General features: G+C 59.2%; 17 protein-coding genes and 1 pseudogene. All 18 read right to left on the bottom strand.

Annotated elements, in window-relative coordinates; genetic code table 11:
* Positions 1-252: 252 nt before the first annotated feature.
* Complete coding sequence (gene tilS / locus ACIOMR_RS29385; protein ID WP_401197906.1) at positions 253-1,572, bottom strand: tRNA lysidine(34) synthetase TilS; 1,320 nt, start codon at positions 1,570-1,572, stop codon at positions 253-255.
* Between the two features lie 176 nt (positions 1,573-1,748).
* A complete protein-coding gene (locus ACIOMR_RS29380) occupies positions 1,749-2,696 on the bottom strand; it encodes an acetyl-CoA carboxylase carboxyltransferase subunit alpha (protein WP_003219302.1) in 948 nt (315 codons plus the stop codon).
* Positions 2,697-2,835: 139 nt separating this feature from the next.
* Positions 2,836-6,357 carry a DNA polymerase III subunit alpha gene (gene dnaE / locus ACIOMR_RS29375; RefSeq protein ID WP_401197903.1) on the bottom strand — a complete coding sequence of 1,174 codons (3,522 nt, stop codon included), beginning with the start codon at positions 6,355-6,357 and terminating at the stop codon, positions 2,836-2,838.
* 75 nt (positions 6,358-6,432) lie between these two features.
* Entirely contained in the window at positions 6,433-7,065 is a 633-nt protein-coding gene (gene rnhB, locus ACIOMR_RS29370) for a ribonuclease HII (RefSeq protein ID WP_401197900.1), read from the bottom strand.
* Entirely contained in the window at positions 7,062-8,201 is a 1,140-nt protein-coding gene (lpxB, locus tag ACIOMR_RS29365) for a lipid-A-disaccharide synthase (protein ID WP_087694922.1), read from the bottom strand. Before lpxB ends, rnhB begins: the two co-directional genes overlap by 4 nt.
* Positions 8,202-8,203: 2 nt before the next feature.
* Positions 8,204-8,980, bottom strand: coding sequence for an acyl-ACP--UDP-N-acetylglucosamine O-acyltransferase (gene lpxA / locus ACIOMR_RS29360; protein WP_003219308.1), 777 nt, complete (start codon positions 8,978-8,980; stop codon positions 8,204-8,206).
* A complete protein-coding gene (gene fabZ, locus ACIOMR_RS29355; protein WP_003219309.1) occupies positions 8,977-9,417 on the bottom strand; it encodes a 3-hydroxyacyl-ACP dehydratase FabZ in 441 nt (146 codons plus the stop codon). Before fabZ ends, lpxA begins: the two co-directional genes overlap by 4 nt.
* Positions 9,418-9,527: 110 nt before the next feature.
* On the bottom strand, positions 9,528-10,583 hold the full coding sequence (gene lpxD / locus ACIOMR_RS29350; RefSeq protein WP_102368229.1) for a UDP-3-O-(3-hydroxymyristoyl)glucosamine N-acyltransferase: 1,056 nt from the start codon (positions 10,581-10,583) through the stop codon (positions 9,528-9,530).
* A 3-nt stretch (positions 10,584-10,586) separates the two neighbouring features.
* A complete protein-coding gene (locus ACIOMR_RS29345) occupies positions 10,587-11,090 on the bottom strand; it encodes an OmpH family outer membrane protein (RefSeq protein ID WP_003219314.1) in 504 nt (167 codons plus the stop codon).
* Positions 11,091-11,135: 45 nt separating this feature from the next.
* The gene (gene bamA / locus ACIOMR_RS29340; RefSeq protein WP_008432225.1) at positions 11,136-13,523 is read right to left on the bottom strand and encodes an outer membrane protein assembly factor BamA; all 2,388 of its coding nucleotides are present in this window, start codon (positions 13,521-13,523) and stop codon (positions 11,136-11,138) included.
* A 74-nt stretch (positions 13,524-13,597) separates the two neighbouring features.
* Positions 13,598-14,950 carry a sigma E protease regulator RseP gene (rseP, locus tag ACIOMR_RS29335; RefSeq protein WP_008432227.1) on the bottom strand — a complete coding sequence of 451 codons (1,353 nt, stop codon included), beginning with the start codon at positions 14,948-14,950 and terminating at the stop codon, positions 13,598-13,600.
* Between the two features lie 53 nt (positions 14,951-15,003).
* The gene (ispC, locus tag ACIOMR_RS29330; protein ID WP_087694925.1) at positions 15,004-16,194 is read right to left on the bottom strand and encodes a 1-deoxy-D-xylulose-5-phosphate reductoisomerase; all 1,191 of its coding nucleotides are present in this window, start codon (positions 16,192-16,194) and stop codon (positions 15,004-15,006) included.
* Positions 16,191-16,997 carry a phosphatidate cytidylyltransferase gene (locus ACIOMR_RS29325; RefSeq protein ID WP_008432232.1) on the bottom strand — a complete coding sequence of 269 codons (807 nt, stop codon included), beginning with the start codon at positions 16,995-16,997 and terminating at the stop codon, positions 16,191-16,193. The genes ispC and ACIOMR_RS29325 overlap by 4 nt, the downstream gene beginning before the upstream one ends.
* On the bottom strand, positions 16,997-17,752 hold the full coding sequence (uppS, locus tag ACIOMR_RS29320; protein WP_003219323.1) for a polyprenyl diphosphate synthase: 756 nt from the start codon (positions 17,750-17,752) through the stop codon (positions 16,997-16,999). Before uppS ends, ACIOMR_RS29325 begins: the two co-directional genes overlap by 1 nt.
* A gap of 17 nt (positions 17,753-17,769) precedes the next feature.
* Entirely contained in the window at positions 17,770-18,327 is a 558-nt protein-coding gene (gene frr, locus ACIOMR_RS29315; protein WP_003219325.1) for a ribosome recycling factor, read from the bottom strand.
* A complete protein-coding gene (pyrH, locus tag ACIOMR_RS29310; protein WP_003219327.1) occupies positions 18,324-19,067 on the bottom strand; it encodes a UMP kinase in 744 nt (247 codons plus the stop codon). The genes frr and pyrH overlap by 4 nt, the downstream gene beginning before the upstream one ends.
* A gap of 211 nt (positions 19,068-19,278) precedes the next feature.
* Positions 19,279-20,142 (bottom strand): translation elongation factor Ts, encoded by an 864-nt coding sequence (gene tsf, locus ACIOMR_RS29305; protein ID WP_401197890.1) that lies wholly within the window; start codon positions 20,140-20,142, stop codon positions 19,279-19,281.
* A 192-nt stretch (positions 20,143-20,334) separates the two neighbouring features.
* Positions 20,335-20,463 (bottom strand): annotated as a pseudogene (locus ACIOMR_RS29300) (30S ribosomal protein S2); the annotation flags it as partial.

Here is a 20,463-nt window from a genome sequence, read left to right as displayed (position 1 = left end):
TAAAGCGGTCCGAGCCGCCGGGGAAAGCGTTGTTATGCCGAAGCCCCCGATCACCTGCATTAATCACAGTGCACCTTTCAAAAAAAACCGCCGCGTTGTGACAGACCAGCAATGAAACACCGGTACGTTGATCGCTACACATTTTTTGGAATCGCCCAGCAAAGACTGCTTGGTAATCGGCAACTGCTGCGATTCAGGCGAATCCACAGAAGTTGTATCAAGAAGGGAGCGTAGTCTACCGGAAAGGCTCTATCAGCTCAAACCTTGATCGCAGGTTGGTGGCATCCAATGTAATTGCCAGCCGGTACCGCCACCCGCCGCAAGCCCCGGCAGGTTGGCCACAGCCAGCAATTGCTGGCCCTGATACAGCAGCGGCAATCTGCCACGGATGAAGCCTGGCACCGCACTTTCGTTAAGCAAGCGCTTCAGGTCGCGCCGGCCCCGGCCTGGCAATTCCATGATTTCACCGCCCTGGCGATAACGGATGCTCAGGGGGCCTTCGGGTGCACTGCCGCTGAAGCGCACTTGGCCGTTACCGGGTAACTGTAGTGGGTTTTGCGGGTGCGGCCAGCTCACCGATGCGTCAGAAAATTCCGACCAACTGGCAGGTAACCACCAGATAAGTCCACCACAACGGTGCAATTGACCGTCGGCCAGGCGCCACAGTGGCTGTGCATCGTGTTTGGCGTCGCGCAAGGTCGCCCAGCCGGTCCAGTGGTCACTGTCGGGCAAGCGTGTCAGCGGTATCAGCCAGTGCCTAAGTGCGTTGCGCTGGCGGGCCTCGGAGAGCGCGGCAAGCGGTTCAAGGGTCAGCGAAGGCAATGCCAGCCAGGGAAACACCGGGTGCTGGCTGGCGGCCAGCAGGTCCATCTGCGCCAGTTCGTCGAGCAAGCCCTGGGCTTCGCTCAAGTGTTCAGCGCTGCGGGCCATGGTGCTGACGGCCTGGGGCCAACGTTCGGTCAACTGCGGGAAAACATGGTGGCGCAGGTAATTGCGGGAGAAACGCGGATCAGCGTTCGACGGGTCTTCGATCCAGGTCAATTGATGTTCACGGGCGTAGGCTTCAAGCTCGGCGCGAGACACATCCAGCAAGGGTCGCACCAGATAGCCATCTGCCAAAGGGCGCTGCGCGGGCATTGCCGCCAGGCCACGCACGCCAGCCCCACGCAACAGCCGAAACAGTAAGGTTTCAGCCTGGTCGTCGCGGTGCTGGCCCGTGATCAGCAACTCCCCCGCCCCGATGACCTCGGCAAACGCCTGATACCGCGCGTCACGGGCCGCGCGCTCCAGGCTCGCGCCAGGGTGCACCTGCACGCGGATCACTTGCAGGGGAACGCCCAGGGCGTCGCACACGGCTTGGCAATGGGCCGGCCACGCGTCAGCCGCAGCTTGCAGCCCATGATGAACATGAAGCGCACTGAGTGGCGGGAGCTTGTCGACTTTGGCCAGCGTGGCCAGGAGGTGCAGCAGGACGGTGGAGTCGAGGCCGCCGGAGAAGGCGATGTGCCAGGCCGGGGCGTTGCGCCAGGGCGCGACGGCTTGCAGGAGCTTGGCGGTTAACGTGGGCTTCATAGCAAAGTACGCCATCAATCTGGAATGCGATAACCCAGCATACACAAAGCAAATGTGGGAGCGGGCTTGCTCGCGAATGCAGTGTGTCAGTCGCCAACTATATTGACTGAATCACCGCCTTCGCGAGCAAGCCCGCTCCCACACAAGCCAGCTCCCACATTTAGTAACGCGTCGGCTTAGAGACCGTAGCTCATCAGTCGCTCGTAACGACGGGCCAGCAGCGCCTCGTTGTCGAACTTCTTGAGCATCGCCAGCTGCGAGCTGAGTTCGGCACGAATGGTCGCGGCAGCGGCAGCCGGGTCACGGTGGGCGCCGCCCAATGGCTCGGCGATCACTTTATCCACGATACCCAGGCCTTTCAGGCGATCGGCAGTGATGCCCATGGCTTCCGCGGCATCCGGTGCCTTCTCGGCGGTTTTCCACAGGATCGAGGCGCAACCTTCCGGCGAGATCACCGCGTAGGTGGAATATTGCAGCATGTTCAGCTGGTCGCAGACGCCAATCGCCAATGCGCCGCCGGAACCGCCTTCGCCGATCACGGTAGCGATGATTGGCGTCTTCAGGCGCGCCATCACCCGCAGGTTCCAGGCAATCGCTTCGCTCTGGTTGCGCTCTTCAGCGTCGATACCCGGGTAGGCGCCCGGGGTGTCGATGAAGGTCAGGATCGGCATCTTGAAGCGCTCGGCCATTTCCATCAGGCGACAGGCCTTGCGGTAGCCTTCAGGGCGCGGCATGCCGAAGTTGCGGCGGACTTTCTCGCGCACTTCACGGCCTTTCTGGTGACCGATGACCATCACTGGCTGGTCGTCCAGGCGAGCGATACCGCCCACGATGGCGGCGTCGTCGGAGAAGTGACGGTCGCCGTGCAGCTCATCGAACTCGGTAAAGATATGGTCGATGTAGTCCAGGGTGTACGGACGGCGCGGGTGGCGGGCCAGGCGCGCGATCTGCCAGCTGGTCAGCTTGCCGAAGATGTCTTCGGTAAGCGTGCTGCTCTTGTCTTGCAGGCGAGCGATTTCATCGCCGATATTCAGCGAATTGTCATTGCCGACCAGGCGCAGCTCTTCGATCTTGGCTTGCAGGTCAGCGATCGGCTGTTCGAAATCAAGAAAATTCGGGTTCATAAGCGTCCGTCTTGGGTCGACGGCCAAGGAGTGCCTGGCCAGCCGGTTGTCTATTCGCGCCCTACCTTAAGGGAGAGGCGCGGTTAGGTCGAGATTAAATGTTCGGTCGAGATCAGGCGATCTTCGTACTGCCTGACCGTCAACGGTATTGGAGGAAGACGTTGTCACGCCCGAACTGGTCACGCAATGCTTGAATCAAGCCATCGGCGGGGTCAATTCGCCACGTCTCACCAAACTGCAACATCGCCTTGGCGTCGTTGCCGGTGTACTCCATGGTCACCGGGCAGGCGCCACGGTGGCGTTTAAGCAAGTCACCCAACCAGCGCAGCTGATCGCCCTTGAGCGCATCGGTCCTGACCTTCAGGCGCAGGCTTTCGGCCAGATTGGTGCGTGCATCTTCCATGCTCATCACGCGCTTGATCCGCAGGCGCAGGCCGCCGGAGAAGTCGTCGTTGCTGACCTCCCCTTCCACCACCACCATCGCGTCGGTCTGCAACAGCGACTGGGCGGAATGGAAGGCATCGGCAAACAGCGAGGCTTCGATCCGGCCCGAGCGGTCGTCTAGGGTGATGAAACCCATCTTGTCGCCCTTTTTATTCTTCATCACCCGCAGCGCGATGATCATGCCTGCGACGGTCTGGGTATCCCGCGCCGGCTTCAGGTCGATGATGCGCTGGCGGGCGAAACGCCGGATTTCACCTTCATATTCGTCAATCGGGTGACCGGTGAGGTACAGGCCCAGGGTGTCTTTCTCACCCTTGAGGCGTTCCTTGAGGGTCAGTTCCTTGGCCTTGCGATGATTGGCGTAGACGTCGGCATCTTCTTCGACGAACAGCCCGCCAAACAGGTCGGCGTGGCCGCTGTCGTGGGTGCGTGCGGTCTGCTCGGCGGCCTTGATCGCTTCTTCCATGGCGGTCAGCAATACCGCGCGGTTGCGGTCGATATTGGCCTGGTACGCCTTCGACTCGTCATGGAAGTACGGGCCCAGGCGATCCAGGGCGCCGCTGCGGATCAAGCCATCCAGAGTACGTTTGTTGATGCGCTTGAGGTCGACCCGGGCGCAGAAATCGAACAGGTCCTTGAACGGCCCGTCCTGACGCGCTTCGGTAATCGCCTCCACCGGGCCTTCGCCCACGCCCTTGATCGCGCCGAGGCCATAGATGATGCGGCCTTCGTCGTTCACCGTGAACTTGAACTCGGAAGTGTTCACGTCCGGCGCGTCGAGGCGCAGCTTCATGGTGCGCACTTCCTCGATCAAGGTCACGACCTTGTCGGTGTTGTGCATATCCGCAGACAGTACCGCCGCCATGAACGGCGCCGGGTAGTGAGCCTTCAGCCACGCAGTCTGGTAAGACACCAGGCCATAGGCGGCAGAGTGGGATTTGTTGAAGCCGTAACCGGCGAATTTTTCCACCAGGTCGAAGATGTTACCGGCCAGGTCGGCATCGATGTTGTTGGTGGCGCAACCTTCAATGAAGCCACCGCGCTGCTTGGCCATTTCCTCGGGCTTTTTCTTACCCATGGCTCGACGCAGCATGTCCGCGCCGCCGAGGGTATAGCCGGCCATGACCTGGGCAATCTGCATCACCTGTTCTTGATACAGGATGATGCCGTAGGTCGGTGCCAGTACCGGCTTGAGACCTTCGTACTGGTAGTCGGAGTGCGGGTAAGCCAGCTCGGCACGCCCGTGCTTACGGTTGATGAAGTCATCCACCATGCCCGATTGCAGCGGGCCCGGACGGAACAGGGCCACCAGTGCGATCAAGTCTTCCAGGCAGTCGGGCTTGAGCTTTTTGATCAGCTCTTTCATGCCGCGGGATTCAAGCTGGAACACGGCCGTGGTTTCGGCTTTTTGCAGCAGGCTGTAGGTCGGCTTGTCATCCAGCGGGATAAACGCGATATCCAGCGGTGGCTCATTGACCTTGGCGCGGTCGCGGTTGATGGTCTTCAGCGCCCAGTCGATGATCGTCAGGGTACGCAGGCCGAGGAAGTCGAACTTCACCAGGCCGGCCGCCTCCACGTCGTCCTTGTCGAACTGGGTTACCAGGCCGTCGCCTTCTTCGTCGCAATAGATCGGCGAAAAGTCGGTCAGCTTGGTAGGCGCGATTACTACACCACCGGCGTGTTTACCGACGTTACGCACCACGCCTTCGAGCTTGCGCGCCATGTCCCAGATTTCAGCCGCTTCTTCATCGACCTTGATGAAGTCCCGCAGGATTTCTTCCTGCTCGTAGGCTTTTTCCAGGGTCATGCCGACTTCAAACGGAATCATCTTCGACAGGCGGTCAGCCAGGCCGTAGGACTTGCCCTGTACCCGGGCCACGTCGCGAATTACCGCTTTCGCCGCCATGGAACCGAAGGTGATGATCTGGCTTACTGCGTTGCGCCCGTATTTCTCGGCCACGTACTCAATAACCCGGTCGCGACCATCCATGCAGAAGTCGACGTCGAAGTCGGGCATCGATACCCGTTCCGGGTTAAGGAAACGTTCGAACAGCAGGTCGTATTCCAGCGGGTCGAGGTCGGTGATCTTCTGCACATAGGCCACCAGCGACCCAGCACCCGATCCACGGCCAGGCCCCACCGGCACGCCGTTGCTTTTGGCCCACTGGATAAAGTCCATTACGATCAGGAAGTAACCGGGGAACCCCATCTGGATAATGATATCCAGCTCGAAATTCAGGCGGTCGACGTAGACCTGGCGCTTGGCTTCATAATCTTCAGTGGTGTCCTTGGGCAGCAGGACGCTCAGGCGTTCCTCCAAACCGTCGAACGAGACCTTGCGGAAATACTCGTCGATGGTCATGCCATCGGGAATCGGGAAGTTGGGCAGGAAGTGCTTGCCCAGCTTCACTTCAATATTGCAGCGCTTGGCAATTTCGACGGAGTTTTCCAGGGCCTCGGGCAGGTCACTGAACAGCTCGGCCATTTCATCGGCGCTTTTGAGGTACTGCTCTTCGCTGTAGTTTTTCGAGCGGCGCGGATCGTCCAGCGCCCGGCCTTCGCCGATGCATACGCGGGTTTCGTGGGCCTCGAAGTCTTCCTTCTTGATAAAGCGCACATCGTTGGTCGCGACCAGCGGCGCGCCAAGCTTTTCAGCCAGGGCCACAGCGGCGTGCAACTGCTCTTCATCGTTGGGGCGGTTGGTGCGCTGGATTTCCAGGTAGAAACGGTCGGGGAACACCTCCATCCACTCACGGGCGAGCACTTCAGCCTCATGAGGATTGCCGCCCAACAGCGCGATACCGATTTCACCTTCTTTGGCCGCCGAGAGCATGATCAGCCCTTCGCTGGCTTCGGCCACCCACTCGCGCTCGATGATGATCGAGCCATTGCGCTGGCCATCGATAAAGCCACGGGAAATCAGTTCGGTGAGGTTGCGGTAACCCACGCCGTTCATCGCCAACAGGCTGATGCGGCTCAGTGGGTTATCCGGGTCCTTGTTCGACAGCCACAGGTCGGCACCGCAGATCGGCTTGATACCGGCGCCCATGGCGGCCTTGTAGAACTTGACCAGGGAACACATGTTGTTCTGGTCGGTCACCGCCACGGCAGGCATGTTCATGCCCACCAGGGTTTTGACCAGGGGTTTGATCCGTACCAGGCCGTCGACCAGGGAGTATTCAGTGTGCAGGCGCAGGTGAACGAATGAAGCCGGCATAGTGATCCTGTACAAAACGTGGAGACAACAAGGCCCGGATTGTACCGGGCCTTGGCAAAAACATCAGCCTTGCTGCTAAACCTCGATCAGGCTTTCCCGAGACTCGAAAGCCTGGCGAACCGGGGCAAACGAGCGGCGGTGGATCGGGGTCGGGCCCAGGCGAGCCAAAGCTTCCAGATGAACGGGCGTCGGGTAACCCTTATGGCCACCAATCCCGTAGCCGGGATAGATCAATTCGAAAGCCGCCATTTCACGGTCACGGCTGACCTTGGCCAGGATCGATGCAGCGGCAATCGCCGGCACTTTGCTATCACCCTTGACCACCGCTTCTGCGGGCATCGTCAGCTTCGGGCAGCGGTTGCCGTCGATCATCGCCATTTTTGGCGTGATATGCAGGCCTTCAATGGCGCGCTGCATGGCCAGCATGGTGGCGTGCAGGATGTTCAGTTTGTCGATCTCTTCGACTTCAGCGCGGGCGATGTGCCAACTCAGGGCTTTCTCGCAGATCTCGTCATAGAGCTTTTCACGACGGGCCTCGGTAAGTTTCTTCGAATCGTTCAGGCCGAGGATCGGGCGGTTCGGGTCGAGAATCACCGCGGCGGTGACGACTGCGCCGCACAGCGGGCCGCGTCCGACTTCGTCAACACCGGCAACCAGGTCAAGGGCATCGGCGACCAGGCTGAAATCCAGGCCCATTTGCGTCTTCATAGGGCTTCCTGCTTATGACCGATCAACGTCAGCACGGCATCCGCCGCCTGGTTCGACGCATCACGGCGCAAGGTGCGGTGAATTTCGTCGAAACCACGGGTCTGCTCTTCGCCACCGTCGATCAACGGGAAAAGGGTTTGCGCCAGGGCTTCAGGCGTCGCATCGTCCTGCAACAACTCGGGCACCAACAGACGCTGGGCCAGCAAATTCGGCAGGGAGATGTAGGGGCTTTTGACCATACGCTTGAGAATCCAGTAGGTCAGCGGCGCCAGGCGATAGGCCACAACCATCGGGCGCTTGTAGAGCAAGGCCTCCAGGGTCGCGGTGCCGGAGGCGATCAGCACCGCATCGCACGCCGCCAGTGCCAGGTGCGAGCCGCCGTCGAGCAGGGTCAACGGCAAGTTGCGCCCTACCAGCAATTCTTCAATTTGTGCACGGCGCTGAGGACTGGCGCATGGCAATACGAAGCGCACACCCGGCTTCAGCGCCTGCAGGCGTTCGGCTGCATCAAAAAACAGCGCGCCGAGACGACCGACTTCGCCGCCACGGCTCCCCGGCATCAAGGCCACCAGCGGACCTTCGGGCAAACCCAGTTCGGCACGCGCGGCAGCACGGTCGGCCTGCAGAGGAATGGTATCGGCCAGGGTGTGCCCGACAAACCGCACCGGCACGCCCTTCTCTTCGTAGAACCTGGCCTCGAAGGGCAGCAGGGTCAGCATCAGGTCGCAGCCTTCGCGAATCTTGAGCACGCGCTTTTGCCGCCACGCCCACACGGACGGGCTGACGTAATGCACGGTCTTGATCCCGGCCTGACGCAATTTGAGTTCGATATTGAGGGTGAAGTCCGGCGCGTCGATTCCGATAAAGACGTCGGGCTTTTCTTCGATCAGGGTCTGGATCAGCTTTTTGCGACGGGCCAGCAGCTCGCGCAAACGGCCCAGCACCTCCACCAGCCCCATGACCGACAAGCGTTCCATAGGGAAGTAGGACGTCAGGCCTTCAGCCTGCATCAACGGACCGCCGACACCGATGAATTCAACCGCCGGATGCTGGAGCTTGAGGGCCCGCATCAGGCCTGCACCGAGAATATCGCCGGAAGCTTCTCCGGCCACCAACGCTATACGCAGCCTGGCCATGATCAGCGGGTGATGCCGCGAGTCGACGACTGGATAGAGTCACGGAATATCGCGACTTCCGGAAACAATGCGGCTGGCTCCGTCAGTTCGATCAAGGCCTGGTCGACCGTCAGCCCCTGGCGGTAAACCACCTTGTAGGCGCGGCGCAGGGCGTGGATCGCGTCTTCGCTGAAGCCCCGACGGCGCATGCCTTCGAAGTTCATGCTGCGGGCCTCGGCCGGGTTGCCGAATACGGTGACGAACGCCGGAACGTCCTTGCCGATGGCGGTACCCATGCCGGAAAAGCTGTGGGCGCCGATATGGCAGTACTGATGCACCAGGGTAAAGCCGGACAGGATCGCCCAATCGTCAACGTGCACATGGCCGGCCAACGCAGTGTTGTTGACCAGGATGCAATGGTTGCCGATTACGCTGTCATGACCGATATGCGCATAAGCCATCACCAGGTTGTGGTCACCCAGGGTAGTCTCGGCACGGTCCTGGACGGTACCGCGGTGAATGGTCACGCCTTCACGGATGATGTTGTGATCACCGATTACCAGACGTGTTTCTTCACCCTTGTACTTCATGTCCGGGGTGTCTTCGCCTATCGATGAGAACTGATAGATACGATTGTGTTTGCCAATCCTCGTCGGGCCTTTGAGGATCACATGCGGCCCGATGACTGTCCCCTCGCCGATTTCCACACCTGCGCCGACGATCGACCAAGGGCCGACCTCAACGTCGGCGGCCAGTACGGCCGTCGGATCGATGATTGCGCGAGGGTCAATCAAACTCATAGTTTGCGTTCCGCACAGATGATTTCAGCCGAGCACACCGGCTTGCCGTCGACCGAGGCCTGGCATTCGAACTTCCAGATCTGGCGCTTGCAGCTGATGAACTTGGCTTCAAGGATCAACTGGTCACCCGGAGTTACCGGGTTGCGGAAGCGCAGTTTGTCAGAGCCCACGAAATAGTAGAGCGTGCCATCGGCAGGCTTCAGGTCGAGCATTTTGAAACCAAGGATACCGGCAGCCTGGGCCATCGCTTCGATGATCAATACGCCTGGCATGATGGGATGCGCAGGGAAGTGACCGTTGAAGAACGGTTCGTTGATGCTGACATTCTTGTAGGCACGAATGCGCTTTTCCTCAACATTGAGGTCCGTGACCCGGTCCACCAGCAGGAACGGGTAACGGTGAGGCAGGTATTCGCGAATCTCGTTGATGTCCATCATTTCGGGGGGAAGCCTGTAATAAAGATTGGGAGCGTGCGGACTAAGGCACGCCCCTCTAGCAAATCAAGGAGGCAGTCTAGCGGCTGTGCACACTTGATATGGAAATGGTATCAGCCATCTGATGAAGCATTACCGCCAGGGGTCACGTCCCCAACACGCTTTTCCAGATGTTTCAGGCGCCGAGCGATATCGTCGAGCTGCCTCAGACGCGCCGCGCTCTTGCGCCATTCGGCCGCAGGCTGCATGGCCGTACCGGATGAGTAGGACCCAGGCTCGGTAATCGAATGGGTCACCATGGTCATGCCGGTGATGAATACGTTGTCGCACACTTCGATATGGCCCACCAGGCCAACACCCCCGGCGAGCATGCAATGCTTGCCGATCCTGGTGCTGCCGGAGATCCCCACGCAGGCGGCCATGGCGGTGTGATCGCCAATCTGCACGTTGTGGGCGATCTGAATCTGGTTATCCAGTTTCACGCCGTTACCAATGACGGTATCGGCCAGGGCCCCGCGGTCAACGGCAGTGTTGACGCCAATTTCAACGTCATCGCCAATCAACACGCCGCCCACTTGGGCAATCTTGTGCCAGACACCCTTCGAGTTGGCGAAGCCGAAGCCCTCGCCGCCAATCACGGCACCGGACTGAATCACCACACGCTCACCGATACGCACATCGTGGTACAGGGTCACACGCGGAGCCAGCCAGCCACCGGCACCAATCTCGCTGCGCGCGCCGATAAAACACTGGGCACCCAGCGTTACACCCGCCCCGATGCGTGCACCGCTTTCAATCACCACAAAAGCACCGATGCTCGCGGCAGGGTCAACCTGAGCGTCATCGGCGATCACCGCCGTCGGATGGATACCGGCGGGGGCCTTGGGTTTCGGATCGAACAGGTGCGACACCCGGGCATACGCCAGGTACGGATCGGCAACAACCAGCGCGTCCCCGGCAAAACCTTCGGCGTCAGCGGCCTTCAGCAGCACGGCTGCGGCGCGGCTTTCGCCCAGGTATTTACGGTATTGGGGGTTTGCCAGGAAGCTCAACTGAGCTGGGCCAGCCTCCTGCAAGGTGGCTAGCCCAGTGATTTCCTTCTCCGCGGAGCCACGCAAGGTGGCTCCCAGGAACTCGGCCAATTGGCCGAGCTTGATAGTCGCAGTCATGGCTTACTTCAGCTGATTCATGCGCTCGATCACCTGACGGGTGATGTCGTACTGAGGTTTAACGTCGATGACTGCACCGCGTTCGAATACCAGGTCAAAGGCACCTTTCTTGATGACTTCTTCCACAGCGCTGTCGAGTTTCGGCTTCAGCTGCTTGAGCATTTCGCGGTCGGCAACAGCCTTGGCTTCGTTCAGCTCCTTGGACTGGAACTGGTAGTCACGGGCCTTTTGCTTGAATTCAAGCTCCAGACGCTCGCGCTCGCCTTGCTGCATCTTGTCGCCACCGGCTACCAGACGATCCTGGATGCCCTTGGCGCTGCTTTCCAGCGTCTTGAGCTTGGTCAGTTGAGGACCGAATTTCTTCTCGGCATCTACGGCATATTTCTTGGCCGCATCGGATTCCAGCAGCGCCATCTGATAGTTCAGAACGGCAATTTTCATTTCGGCAAAGGCCGGGGTCGCTACCAGGACAGTCGCCAGGAGAACCAATTGAGTCAACTTACGCACGATGCACTCCTACAGAATCCGTTGTCGTTATCTTGGGTCAGACGCTTAGAACGTCTGGCCGAGGGAGAATTGGAAAATCTGGGTTTCAGCGTTATCCGGTTTCTTGACCGGCATGGCCAGAGCAAAGCTCAATGGGCCAAGCGCGGTAACCCAGGTCACACCGACACCGACAGAGCTTGCCAGGTTGCTGAAGCTCACGTCGTTGCACTGCGTGTTGGACTTCGAGCCATTCGGGTTGGTGACCTGTTCGCACTTGGAGTCGAATACGTTACCCACATCCCAGAAGACCGAAGTACGCAGGGAACGTTGATCTTTAACGAATGGCAGCGGGAACAGAATCTCAGCACCACCCTGGATCAGCACGTTACCACCGAATGGCAGCGGGTCGTTGTCCGAGTCAGCCACAGTCCCCTGGTTACCGGTCACACCCACGCCACGGCTTGGGGTACCACGAGGACCCAAGGTGCTGTCTTTGAAACCACGTACCGAGTTGAAACCACCCGCATAGTAGTTCTCATAGAACGGCAAGCCGCTGGTCGAACCGTAACCGTCGCCATAACCCAGCTCGGTGTGCAGGCGCATGGTGTAGTTTTCGCTCAATGGCTGGAACAACTGGCCACGGTAGTCGAGTTTGAAGAACGACAGGTCGCTGCCCGGCGTGGTGGCTTCCAGGGTCAGGCTCTGGGAATGGCCGCGGGTCGCGAGTACGCCTTTGTTCAGGGTCGATTCCGACCAGCCGGCCGAAGCCTTGAAGTTCAGGAACTGGTCGCCTTCTTTACGCACGAAGTTGAAGATCTCATCCACGGTGTACACACCGGTCTTGATCTTGTCCTGCTGCGCGGTCAGGCCGAAGGTCAGACGCGAGGTCTCACTGATCGGGTAACCAATGTTGGCACCAACACCGAAGCTGTCGATTGCATAGCTTGCAACGTCAACGTCGAGGTCTTTGTAGTCGGTTGTGCGATAAAAGGCGTTGTAGCCCAGGCTCACGCCGTCAGCAGTCCAGTAGGGGTCGACATAACCGAAGTTATAGCGGCTCTGGTATTCGCTTCGGGTCAGGCCGATGGAAACCTTGTTACCGGTACCGAGGAAGTTGTTCTGGGTGATCGAACCACCGAGGATCAGACCGGCACTCTGGGCAAAACCGACGCTGGCGGTAATCGAACCGGACGCTTGCTCTTCTACGGCGTAGTTCACGTCAACCTGGTCATCCACACCCGGTACAGCCGGGGTTTCAACGTTGACTTCCTTAAAGAAGCCCAGGCGCTCGAGGCGAACCTTGGACTGGTCGATCAGGTAAGTCGACGCCCAGCCACCTTCCATCTGACGCATTTCGCGGCGCAGCACTTCGTCGGCAGACTTGGTGTTGCCACGGAAGTTGATGCGGTTCACGTAGGCACGCTTGCCCGGGTCTACAACGAAGGTGATGTCCACGGTGTGGTCTTCGTCGTGCGGGGTCGGTACGCCGTTGACGTTGGCGAAGGTATAGCCTTCGTTACCCAGGCGGCGGGTGATCAGCTCGGAGGTAGTGGTCATCAGCTTGCGCGAGAACACCTGGTCCTTCTGCACCAGCAACAGGGACTTGACCTGGTCTTCAGGCACTTTCAAGTCGCCGCTGAGCTTGACGTCACGAACCTTGTACTTCTCGCCTTCGTTGACGTTGACAGTGATATAGACGTGCTTCTTGTCCGGGGTGATGGACACCTGGGTCGAAGCGATATCCATGTTGATATAGCCGCGGTCCAGGTAGTAGGAACGCAGGCGCTCCAGGTCACCGGAGAGTTTTTCACGGGCATACTTGTCATCGTTCTTGAAGAACGACAGCCAGTTGGTGGTCTTGAGTTCGAACAGGTCGATCAGGTCGTCATCAGCAAACTTGGTGTTACCCACCACGTTGATGTGCTGGATGGCCGCCACGGTGCCTTCGTTGATGTTGACCTTCAGGCCGACGCGGTTACGCGGTTGCGGCACCACTTCGGTCTCGACGGTAGCCGAGTAACGACCCTGGGCAACGTACTGGCGTTGCAGTTCGTTACGCACGCCTTCGAGGGTGGCACGCTGGAAGATCTCGCCTTCGGCAAGGCCGGATTGCTTGAGGCCTTTCATCAAGTCCTCAGTGGAGATCGCCTTGTTGCCTTCGATCTCGATACTGGCGACAGAAGGTCGCTCGACGACAGTGATGACGAGGACGTTACCTTCGCGACCCAGTTGGATATCTTGAAAGAACCCGGTTTTGAACAGCGCACGAGTGGATTCCACCAGGCGACGGTCATCAGCCTGTTCCCCGACGTTCAACGGCAAGGCACCAAAGACGCTACCCGCGGAAACCCGCTGGAGGCCGTTGACGCGAATATCGGAGATGGTGAAGGACTCGGCGTGAACTTCGGCGATCATCAATACGGTGAGAACCGCAGTTAGCAGCAGACGTTTCATGAAGTCCTTTCTTATTCCAACTGGCAATAAACAAACTGCCGCAAAATGCGGCAGATTCGCAATTCAGCGAAGCGTTACAGTCGTCCCAGATCGTTGACCAGGGCTAATAACATCACCCCGACCACCAAACTGATACCGATCTGTATCCCCCAACCCTGCACCCGATCCGACAAGGGGCGACCACGCGCCCACTCGACCAGATAAAACAACAGATGCCCCCCATCCAATACTGGAATGGGCAACAAATTCAGAACCCCAAGGCTAATACTCAGATAAGCCAGGAAATTCAGGAAATCTACAACGCCCGACTGGGCAGAAGCGCCCGCCACTTTAGCAATGGTTATCGGTCCACTCAAGTTTTTTACCGAGAGCTCGCCGAACAACATTTTCTTGAGGGAATCGAGGGTCAGCACACTCATGGTCCAGGTGCGTCTCGCACCCTCGCCAATCGCCGCCAACGGCCCGAAGCTGACCTCTCGAACCATCGAAGGTGGCCAATCGACACCTTTGACGCCGGCCCCCAGGTAACCCCCGGCCGCCTTGGCTTCCCCACGAACCGCCAGGGTCACAGGGACGTCGATTTGAGCACCATCGCGCTCAACTTTCAGCACAATTTTGGTATCAGGGCGTACACGCACCAGGTCGACCACCTGCTGCCAGTCACTCAGCGCCTGGCCATCGAGGGCCAGCAGGCGATCACCGGTTTTCAGACCCGCGGCCTGGGCCGGCCCCTTCGGATCCAGCTCCGCCAGCACCGGCGGTAAGGCCGGACGCCATGGGCGAATGCCCAGGGATTTGATCGGGTCAGGCTCATCGGAGCCTTTCAGCCAGTGATCCAGGGCCAGCTCGCGCGAGGTTTCGGTGGTGGAATCCTGATCGCGCACCACCAGTTTCACGATGCCGCTTTCACCCAGGCGACGCACCAACTGCAAATTGACGGCACCCCAGCCGGTGGTTGGCTCGCCATCAACTGCAACAATTTCTTGCCCGGCAGTCAGGCCGGCCTTCGCCGCCATGCTGTCGGCCTCGACGGCACCGATCACCGGACGCACCTGCTGGCTACCCAACATGGCCAGGACCCAGAAGAACACCATCGCCAACAGGAAATTTGCGATCGGGCCTGCCGCGACGATGGCGATGCGCTGACGAACGGTCTTGCGGTTGAAGGATTGATCCAACTGATCAGCCGGCACTTCGCCTTCGCGCTCGTCGAGCATCTTGACGTAGCCGCCCAATGGAATGGCCGCAATTACGAACTCGGTGCCACGACGGTCGTGCCAGCGCAGCAACGGCATGCCGAAGCCTACGGAAAAGCGCAGTACCTTGACGCCGCAACGACGCGCGACCCAGAAATGGCCGAACTCGTGGAAGGTAACCAGCACACCCAGAGCAACCAGGGTGCCGACAATCATGTAGAGCGCACTCATCTAATTTCTCCGCATTTCAATCCAGTGCCTGAAGGCTTGAACACACCCAGAGGCTAACGCGTATTGCGGCTCAACCACTGCTCGGTCAAGGCCCGGGCCTTTGCATCCGCTTCGAACACCGCGCCCAGATCATTCACCGGGACGACGGGCTCAAGGCTCAAAACGTCCTCGATGATACCCGCGATCTGCGGAAAGCGGATGCGCCGGTCCAGAAACGCCGCCACAGCCACTTCATTGGCCGCATTCAGCATCGCCGGGGCACTGTTACCCGCCTCCGCAGCTTGCCGCGCAAGACGCAGGCAAGGGAAGCGTTGCTCGTCGGGCGCTTCGAAGTCCAGACGGGCAATGGCAAACAGATCCAACGGCGCAACACCCGAGTCAATCCGCTCAGGCCATGCCAGGGCATTGGCGATCGGCGTACGCATGTCCGGATTGCCCAGTTGGGCCAATACCGAGCCATCCACATAGTCCACCAGGGAATGAATCACACTTTGCGGGTGGATCACCACCTCGACCTGGTCCGGCCGGGCATCGAACAACCAGCAGGCCTCAATCAGCTCCAGGCCCTTGTTCATCATGCTCGCTGAATCCACCGAGATCTTGCGCCCCATGGACCAGTTCGGGTGAGCGCACGCCTGATCGGGAGAAACATGCTCCAGATCGGCCAGCGGCGTCTGCCGGAACGGACCACCGGAGGCTGTCAGCAGAATCCGGCGCACGCCGACCTGGCTCAACCCGCGGGCGAAATCACCAGGCATGCATTGGAAAATCGCGTTGTGCTCGCTGTCGAGCGGCAACAGCACGGCGCCGCTCTTGCGCACCGCCTGCATGAAGAGTGCCCCGGACATCACCAGGGCTTCTTTGTTGGCCAGCAGAATCTTCTTGCCCGCATCAACGGCCGCCAGGGTCGGGCGCAAGCCGGCAGCGCCGACAATCGCCGCAACCACGGTGTCGACCTCAGGGTCTGCCGAAACCTGGCACAACCCCTCCTCCCCCACCAATACCTGAGTCGCCAGGCCCGCAGCGCGCAAGTCATCCTGCAAACCACGTGCAACTGCCGCTTCGGGCACTACTGCGTATTGCGGCGCGTGCCGCACACACAGTGCCAGCAGTTCACTCAGGCGACTGAAACCGGTCAAGGCGAATACTTGATAACGCTCGGGATGACGGGCAATCACATCCAGGGTGCTTAGCCCCACCGAGCCGGTAGCGCCCAGCACGGTTACCTGTTGCAGGCGGCTCACGAGGCAGCCATCCACAGCAGTACGGCAAAGATCGGGATCGCGGCAGTCAGGCTGTCGATACGGTCCAGCACGCCACCGTGACCCGGCAGCAGGTTACTGCTGTCCTTGATCCCGGCCTGGCGCTTGAACATGCTTTCGGTCAGGTCACCGACCACCGAGATGAACACCACCACGGCTGCGCCCACCAGGCCCAGTAGCATTTCCTTGACGGTCCAGCCACGCACCACACCGACCACCACGGTAATCACCAGGGTCAACGCCAGGCCGCCATACACGCCTTCCCAGCTTTTGCCCGGGCTGACCGCCGGCGCCAGCTTGCGCTTGCCGAAGGCACGCCCGGAGAAATAGGCGCCGATATCGGCACCCCACACCAGGACCATCACCGCCATGATCAGCCAGTTACCCAGTTGCATGTGCTTGATGTAGACCAGGCCTTGCCAGGCAGGCAACAGAATCAAAAGGCCAATCACCAGCTTGCAGGCGACACTGGACCAATGACTGCTGGTGCCCGGATAGGTCAGCACCAGATAGGTCGCCAACGCCCACCACAACACCGCCGCACCCAGCACCCAGGGCGCCACGTCCGGCAGGATGTACATCAGGAACATCAACAACGCCACGACAGCGGCATACACCACACGAGGCAACTGCGCGGCGAAACCCGCCAGGCGCGCCCATTCCCAGGCACCCAGGGTCACAACCAGGCCGATGAACAGCGCGAAGTTCGCACCTTCAAGCAGGAAAAACCCGCACAGGGCAATAGGCAGCAGGATCAGCGCCGTGATGATTCGTTGTTTAAGCATTAAACCCGGGCTCCAGCTTCGATCTGCTCGCTCGTTTTACCGAAGCGACGCTGACGGGAAGCGAAATCGGCCAGCGCATTGCGCATGGCATCGTGTTTGAAGTCCGGCCAGAACAGGTCGGAGAAGTACAGTTCGGTATAGGCCAACTGCCACAACAGGAAGTTGCTGATGCGATGGTCGCCACCGGTACGAATGCACAGGTCCGGCAACGGCAGGTCGCCGGTCACCAGGCAGGTTTGCAACAGTTCGGGAGTAATGTCTTCCGGACGCAGATGGCCGGCCTGCACTTCCCGCGCCAGACGCTGCGCGGCCTGGGCAATATCCCACTGGCCGCCGTAGTTGGCTGCGATCTGCAGCACAAAACGGTTGCTGCCGGCAGTGATCGCCTCGGCTTCGCGCATGGCCGCCTGCAGCTCCGGATGAAACCGCGAACGGTCACCGATGATACGCAGGCTGATGTTGTTCTCGTTCAGGCGCTTGGCCTCGCGGCGCAGGGCCTTGAAGAACAGGTCCATCAAGGCACTGACCTCCTCGGCCGGGCGCTGCCAGTTTTCACTGGAGAACGCGAACAGGGTCAATACTTCGACCTTGGCCTCGGCGCACACCTCGATCACGGCTCGTACAGCGTCGACACCCGCTTTATGCCCGGCAACGCCCGGCATAAAGCGCTTCTTCGCCCAGCGATTATTCCCGTCCATGATGATCGCGACATGGCGCGGCACCACGGAGGGCACAGTCTGCTTGGTCTTTTCCATGAAGGCGTCCTGACCCCTTATACGGCCATCAGGTCCTTTTCTTTATCTTCCGTGGCCTTGGTGATCTGGGCCTCGGCATCTTTAGTCAGCTTGTCGATATCAGCAACGGCACGGCGCTCTTCGTCTTCGCTGATTTCCTTGTCCTTGACCAGCTTCTTCAGGTCACCCAAGGCATCACGACGGATGTTGCGCACGGCAACACGCGCGTCTTCCGCTGCACTGCGCGCCTGCTTGGTGAAGCCCTTGCGGGTTTCTTCGGTCAGGGCAGGCATGGAGATCAGCAGCAATTCGCCCAGGTTGGTCGGATTGAGGTTCAAACCGGCGCTCTGGATGGCCTTGTCGACGGCGCCGAGCATGTTGCGCTCGAAAGCAACGACTTGCAGGGTGCGCGAATCTTTTACAGTGATGTTGGCCACTTGGGTGATCGAGGTATCAGCGCCGTAGTAAGGCACCATCACGCTGCCCAGGATGCTTGGGTGGGCCTTGCCGGTACGAATCTGGCCAAACGCATGGTTCAGGGATTCCAGGGATTTTTGCATGCGCTCTTGAGCGTCTTTTTTGATTTCGTTGATCATTGTTCGATTTCCTCGATCAGAGTCCCTTCCGCGCCGCCGTGTACGATGTTCAGCAGGGCGCCGGGCTTGTTCATGTTAAATACGCGCAGCGGCATCTTGTGGTCGCGGCACAAGCAAATTGCCGTCAGGTCCATCACGCCCAGCTTGCGATCCAGTACTTCATCATAAGTCAGATGATCGAACTTCTCGGCATGCGGGTCTTTGAATGGGTCTGCGGTGTAGACACCGTCAACCTTGGTGGCCTTGAGCACCACGTCCGCGTTGATCTCGATACCACGCAGGCAAGCTGCCGAATCGGTGGTAAAGAATGGGTTGCCGGTACCGGCCGCAAAAATCACGACTTCCTTGGCATCCAGGTGACGCATGGCCTTGCGACGATCATAGTGATCCGTTACGCCAACCATGGAAATAGCCGACATCACGATCGCGGTGATATTGGCGCGCTCCAGCGCATCACGCATGGCCAGGGCGTTCATCACAGTGGCCAGCATGCCCATGTGGTCGCCTGTCACCCGATCCATGCCGGCAGCGCTGAGTGCCGCGCCACGGAACAGGTTGCCGCCGCCGATCACCAGACCGACCTGGACACCGATACCGACCAGTTGGCCGACTTCCAGCGCCATGCGATCGAGTACTTTGGGATCGATCCCAAACTCTTCCGAGCCCATCAGGGCCTCGCCGCTAAGCTTGAGTAGAATGCGTTTATAGCGAGCCTGATGACCACTGCCCTGCTGAGCCATTGCGAATCTCTCCTGCGGCGTATTTTTTGAAAATTCTTGGCAAGCCGTTTACGGCCTGCGTTCACTCTAGCTTGACGCTGTCACAGCGCCATCGGAACACGGCTTTGTAAGCCAGTTCCAAAGGGAAACCAATAAAAATCGATCACCCCATTTGAAAAGAGGCTGCGCGCGTAAGCGGGCAGCCTCTTTTGGGCGACAGTTAAAAACTGTCTTACTTCTTGGTGGCAGCCAGCTGGGCAGCAACTTCTTCAGCGAAGTTGTCGACCGGCTTCTCGATGCCGTCGCCTACTTTGTAGTAGGTGAAGGAAACGATATCAGCACCGGCTTTCTTGGCCAGTTCGCCAACCTTGATTTCAGGGTTCTTGACGAACGCCTGCTCAACCAGGGAAGCCTCAGCCAGGAACTTGCTGATACGGCCCTTGACCATGTTTTCAACGATGTTTTCAGGCTTGCCTTTGATTTTCTCTTCGTTCAGCTGCAGGAACACGGCTTTCTCGCGTTCGATGGCTTCAGCAGAAACTTCCGATGGCAGCAGGAATTCAGGGTTGCTGGCCGCTACGTGCATAGCGATGTCTTTGGCCAGTTCAACGTTGCCGCCTTTCAGGGCAACCACAACACCGATCTTGTTGCCGTGCAGGTAAGCACCCACAACGTCACCTTCAACGCGGGTCAGGCGACGAATGTTAACGTTCTCGCCCACTTTACCCACCAGAACCAGACGATCAGCTTCTTGAGCTTCGATCAGCGGAGCGGCGTCGGTCAGCTTGTCAGCGAATGCTTTTTCAACGCTGGCAGCGACGAAGTTCTTGAAGTCGTCTTGCAGGGCCAGGAAGTCGGTCTGCGAGTTAACTTCCAGGATAACGGCCGATTTGCCGTCTTCCTTGATTGCGATGGCGCCTTCAGCAGCGACGTTGCCTGCTTTCTTGGCAGCCTTGATGGCGCCCGAAGCACGCATGTCATCAATGGCTTTTTCGATGTCGCCGCCGGCCTTGGTCAAGGCCTTTTTGCAATCCATCATGCCTTCGCCGGTACGCTCACGCAGTTCTTTAACCAACGCTGCAGTAATCTCTGCCATTTTCAAAATCCTCTTGGATAGGTTTTCAACCATTCCACCCGATTGAACGGGCGATCAATTCTTCCCGAACCACCCTTGTAGGCCGCTGCACGTTACAAATGTTGTAGCTGCGCTGCCGACAAATGGTTTTCGAGGTGGCAAAAAGGGGGCCAAGCCCCCTTTTTGCTTACTGAGTCAACGCCAAGGCGTCAGTTACTCAGCTGCAGCTACCGGAGCTTCTTCAACGAACTGCTCGGTACCGCCAGCAACGTGTTTGCGACCACGGATTACATCGTCATCCATAGAACCCATGTTCAGCTGGATAGCGCGGATTGCGTCATC

The organism is Pseudomonas sp. NPDC087814, assembly GCF_044742865.1.
In the GTDB taxonomy this organism is placed as follows: domain Bacteria; phylum Pseudomonadota; class Gammaproteobacteria; order Pseudomonadales; family Pseudomonadaceae; genus Aquipseudomonas.
This window is presented reverse-complemented; position numbering and strand designations above follow the sequence as displayed.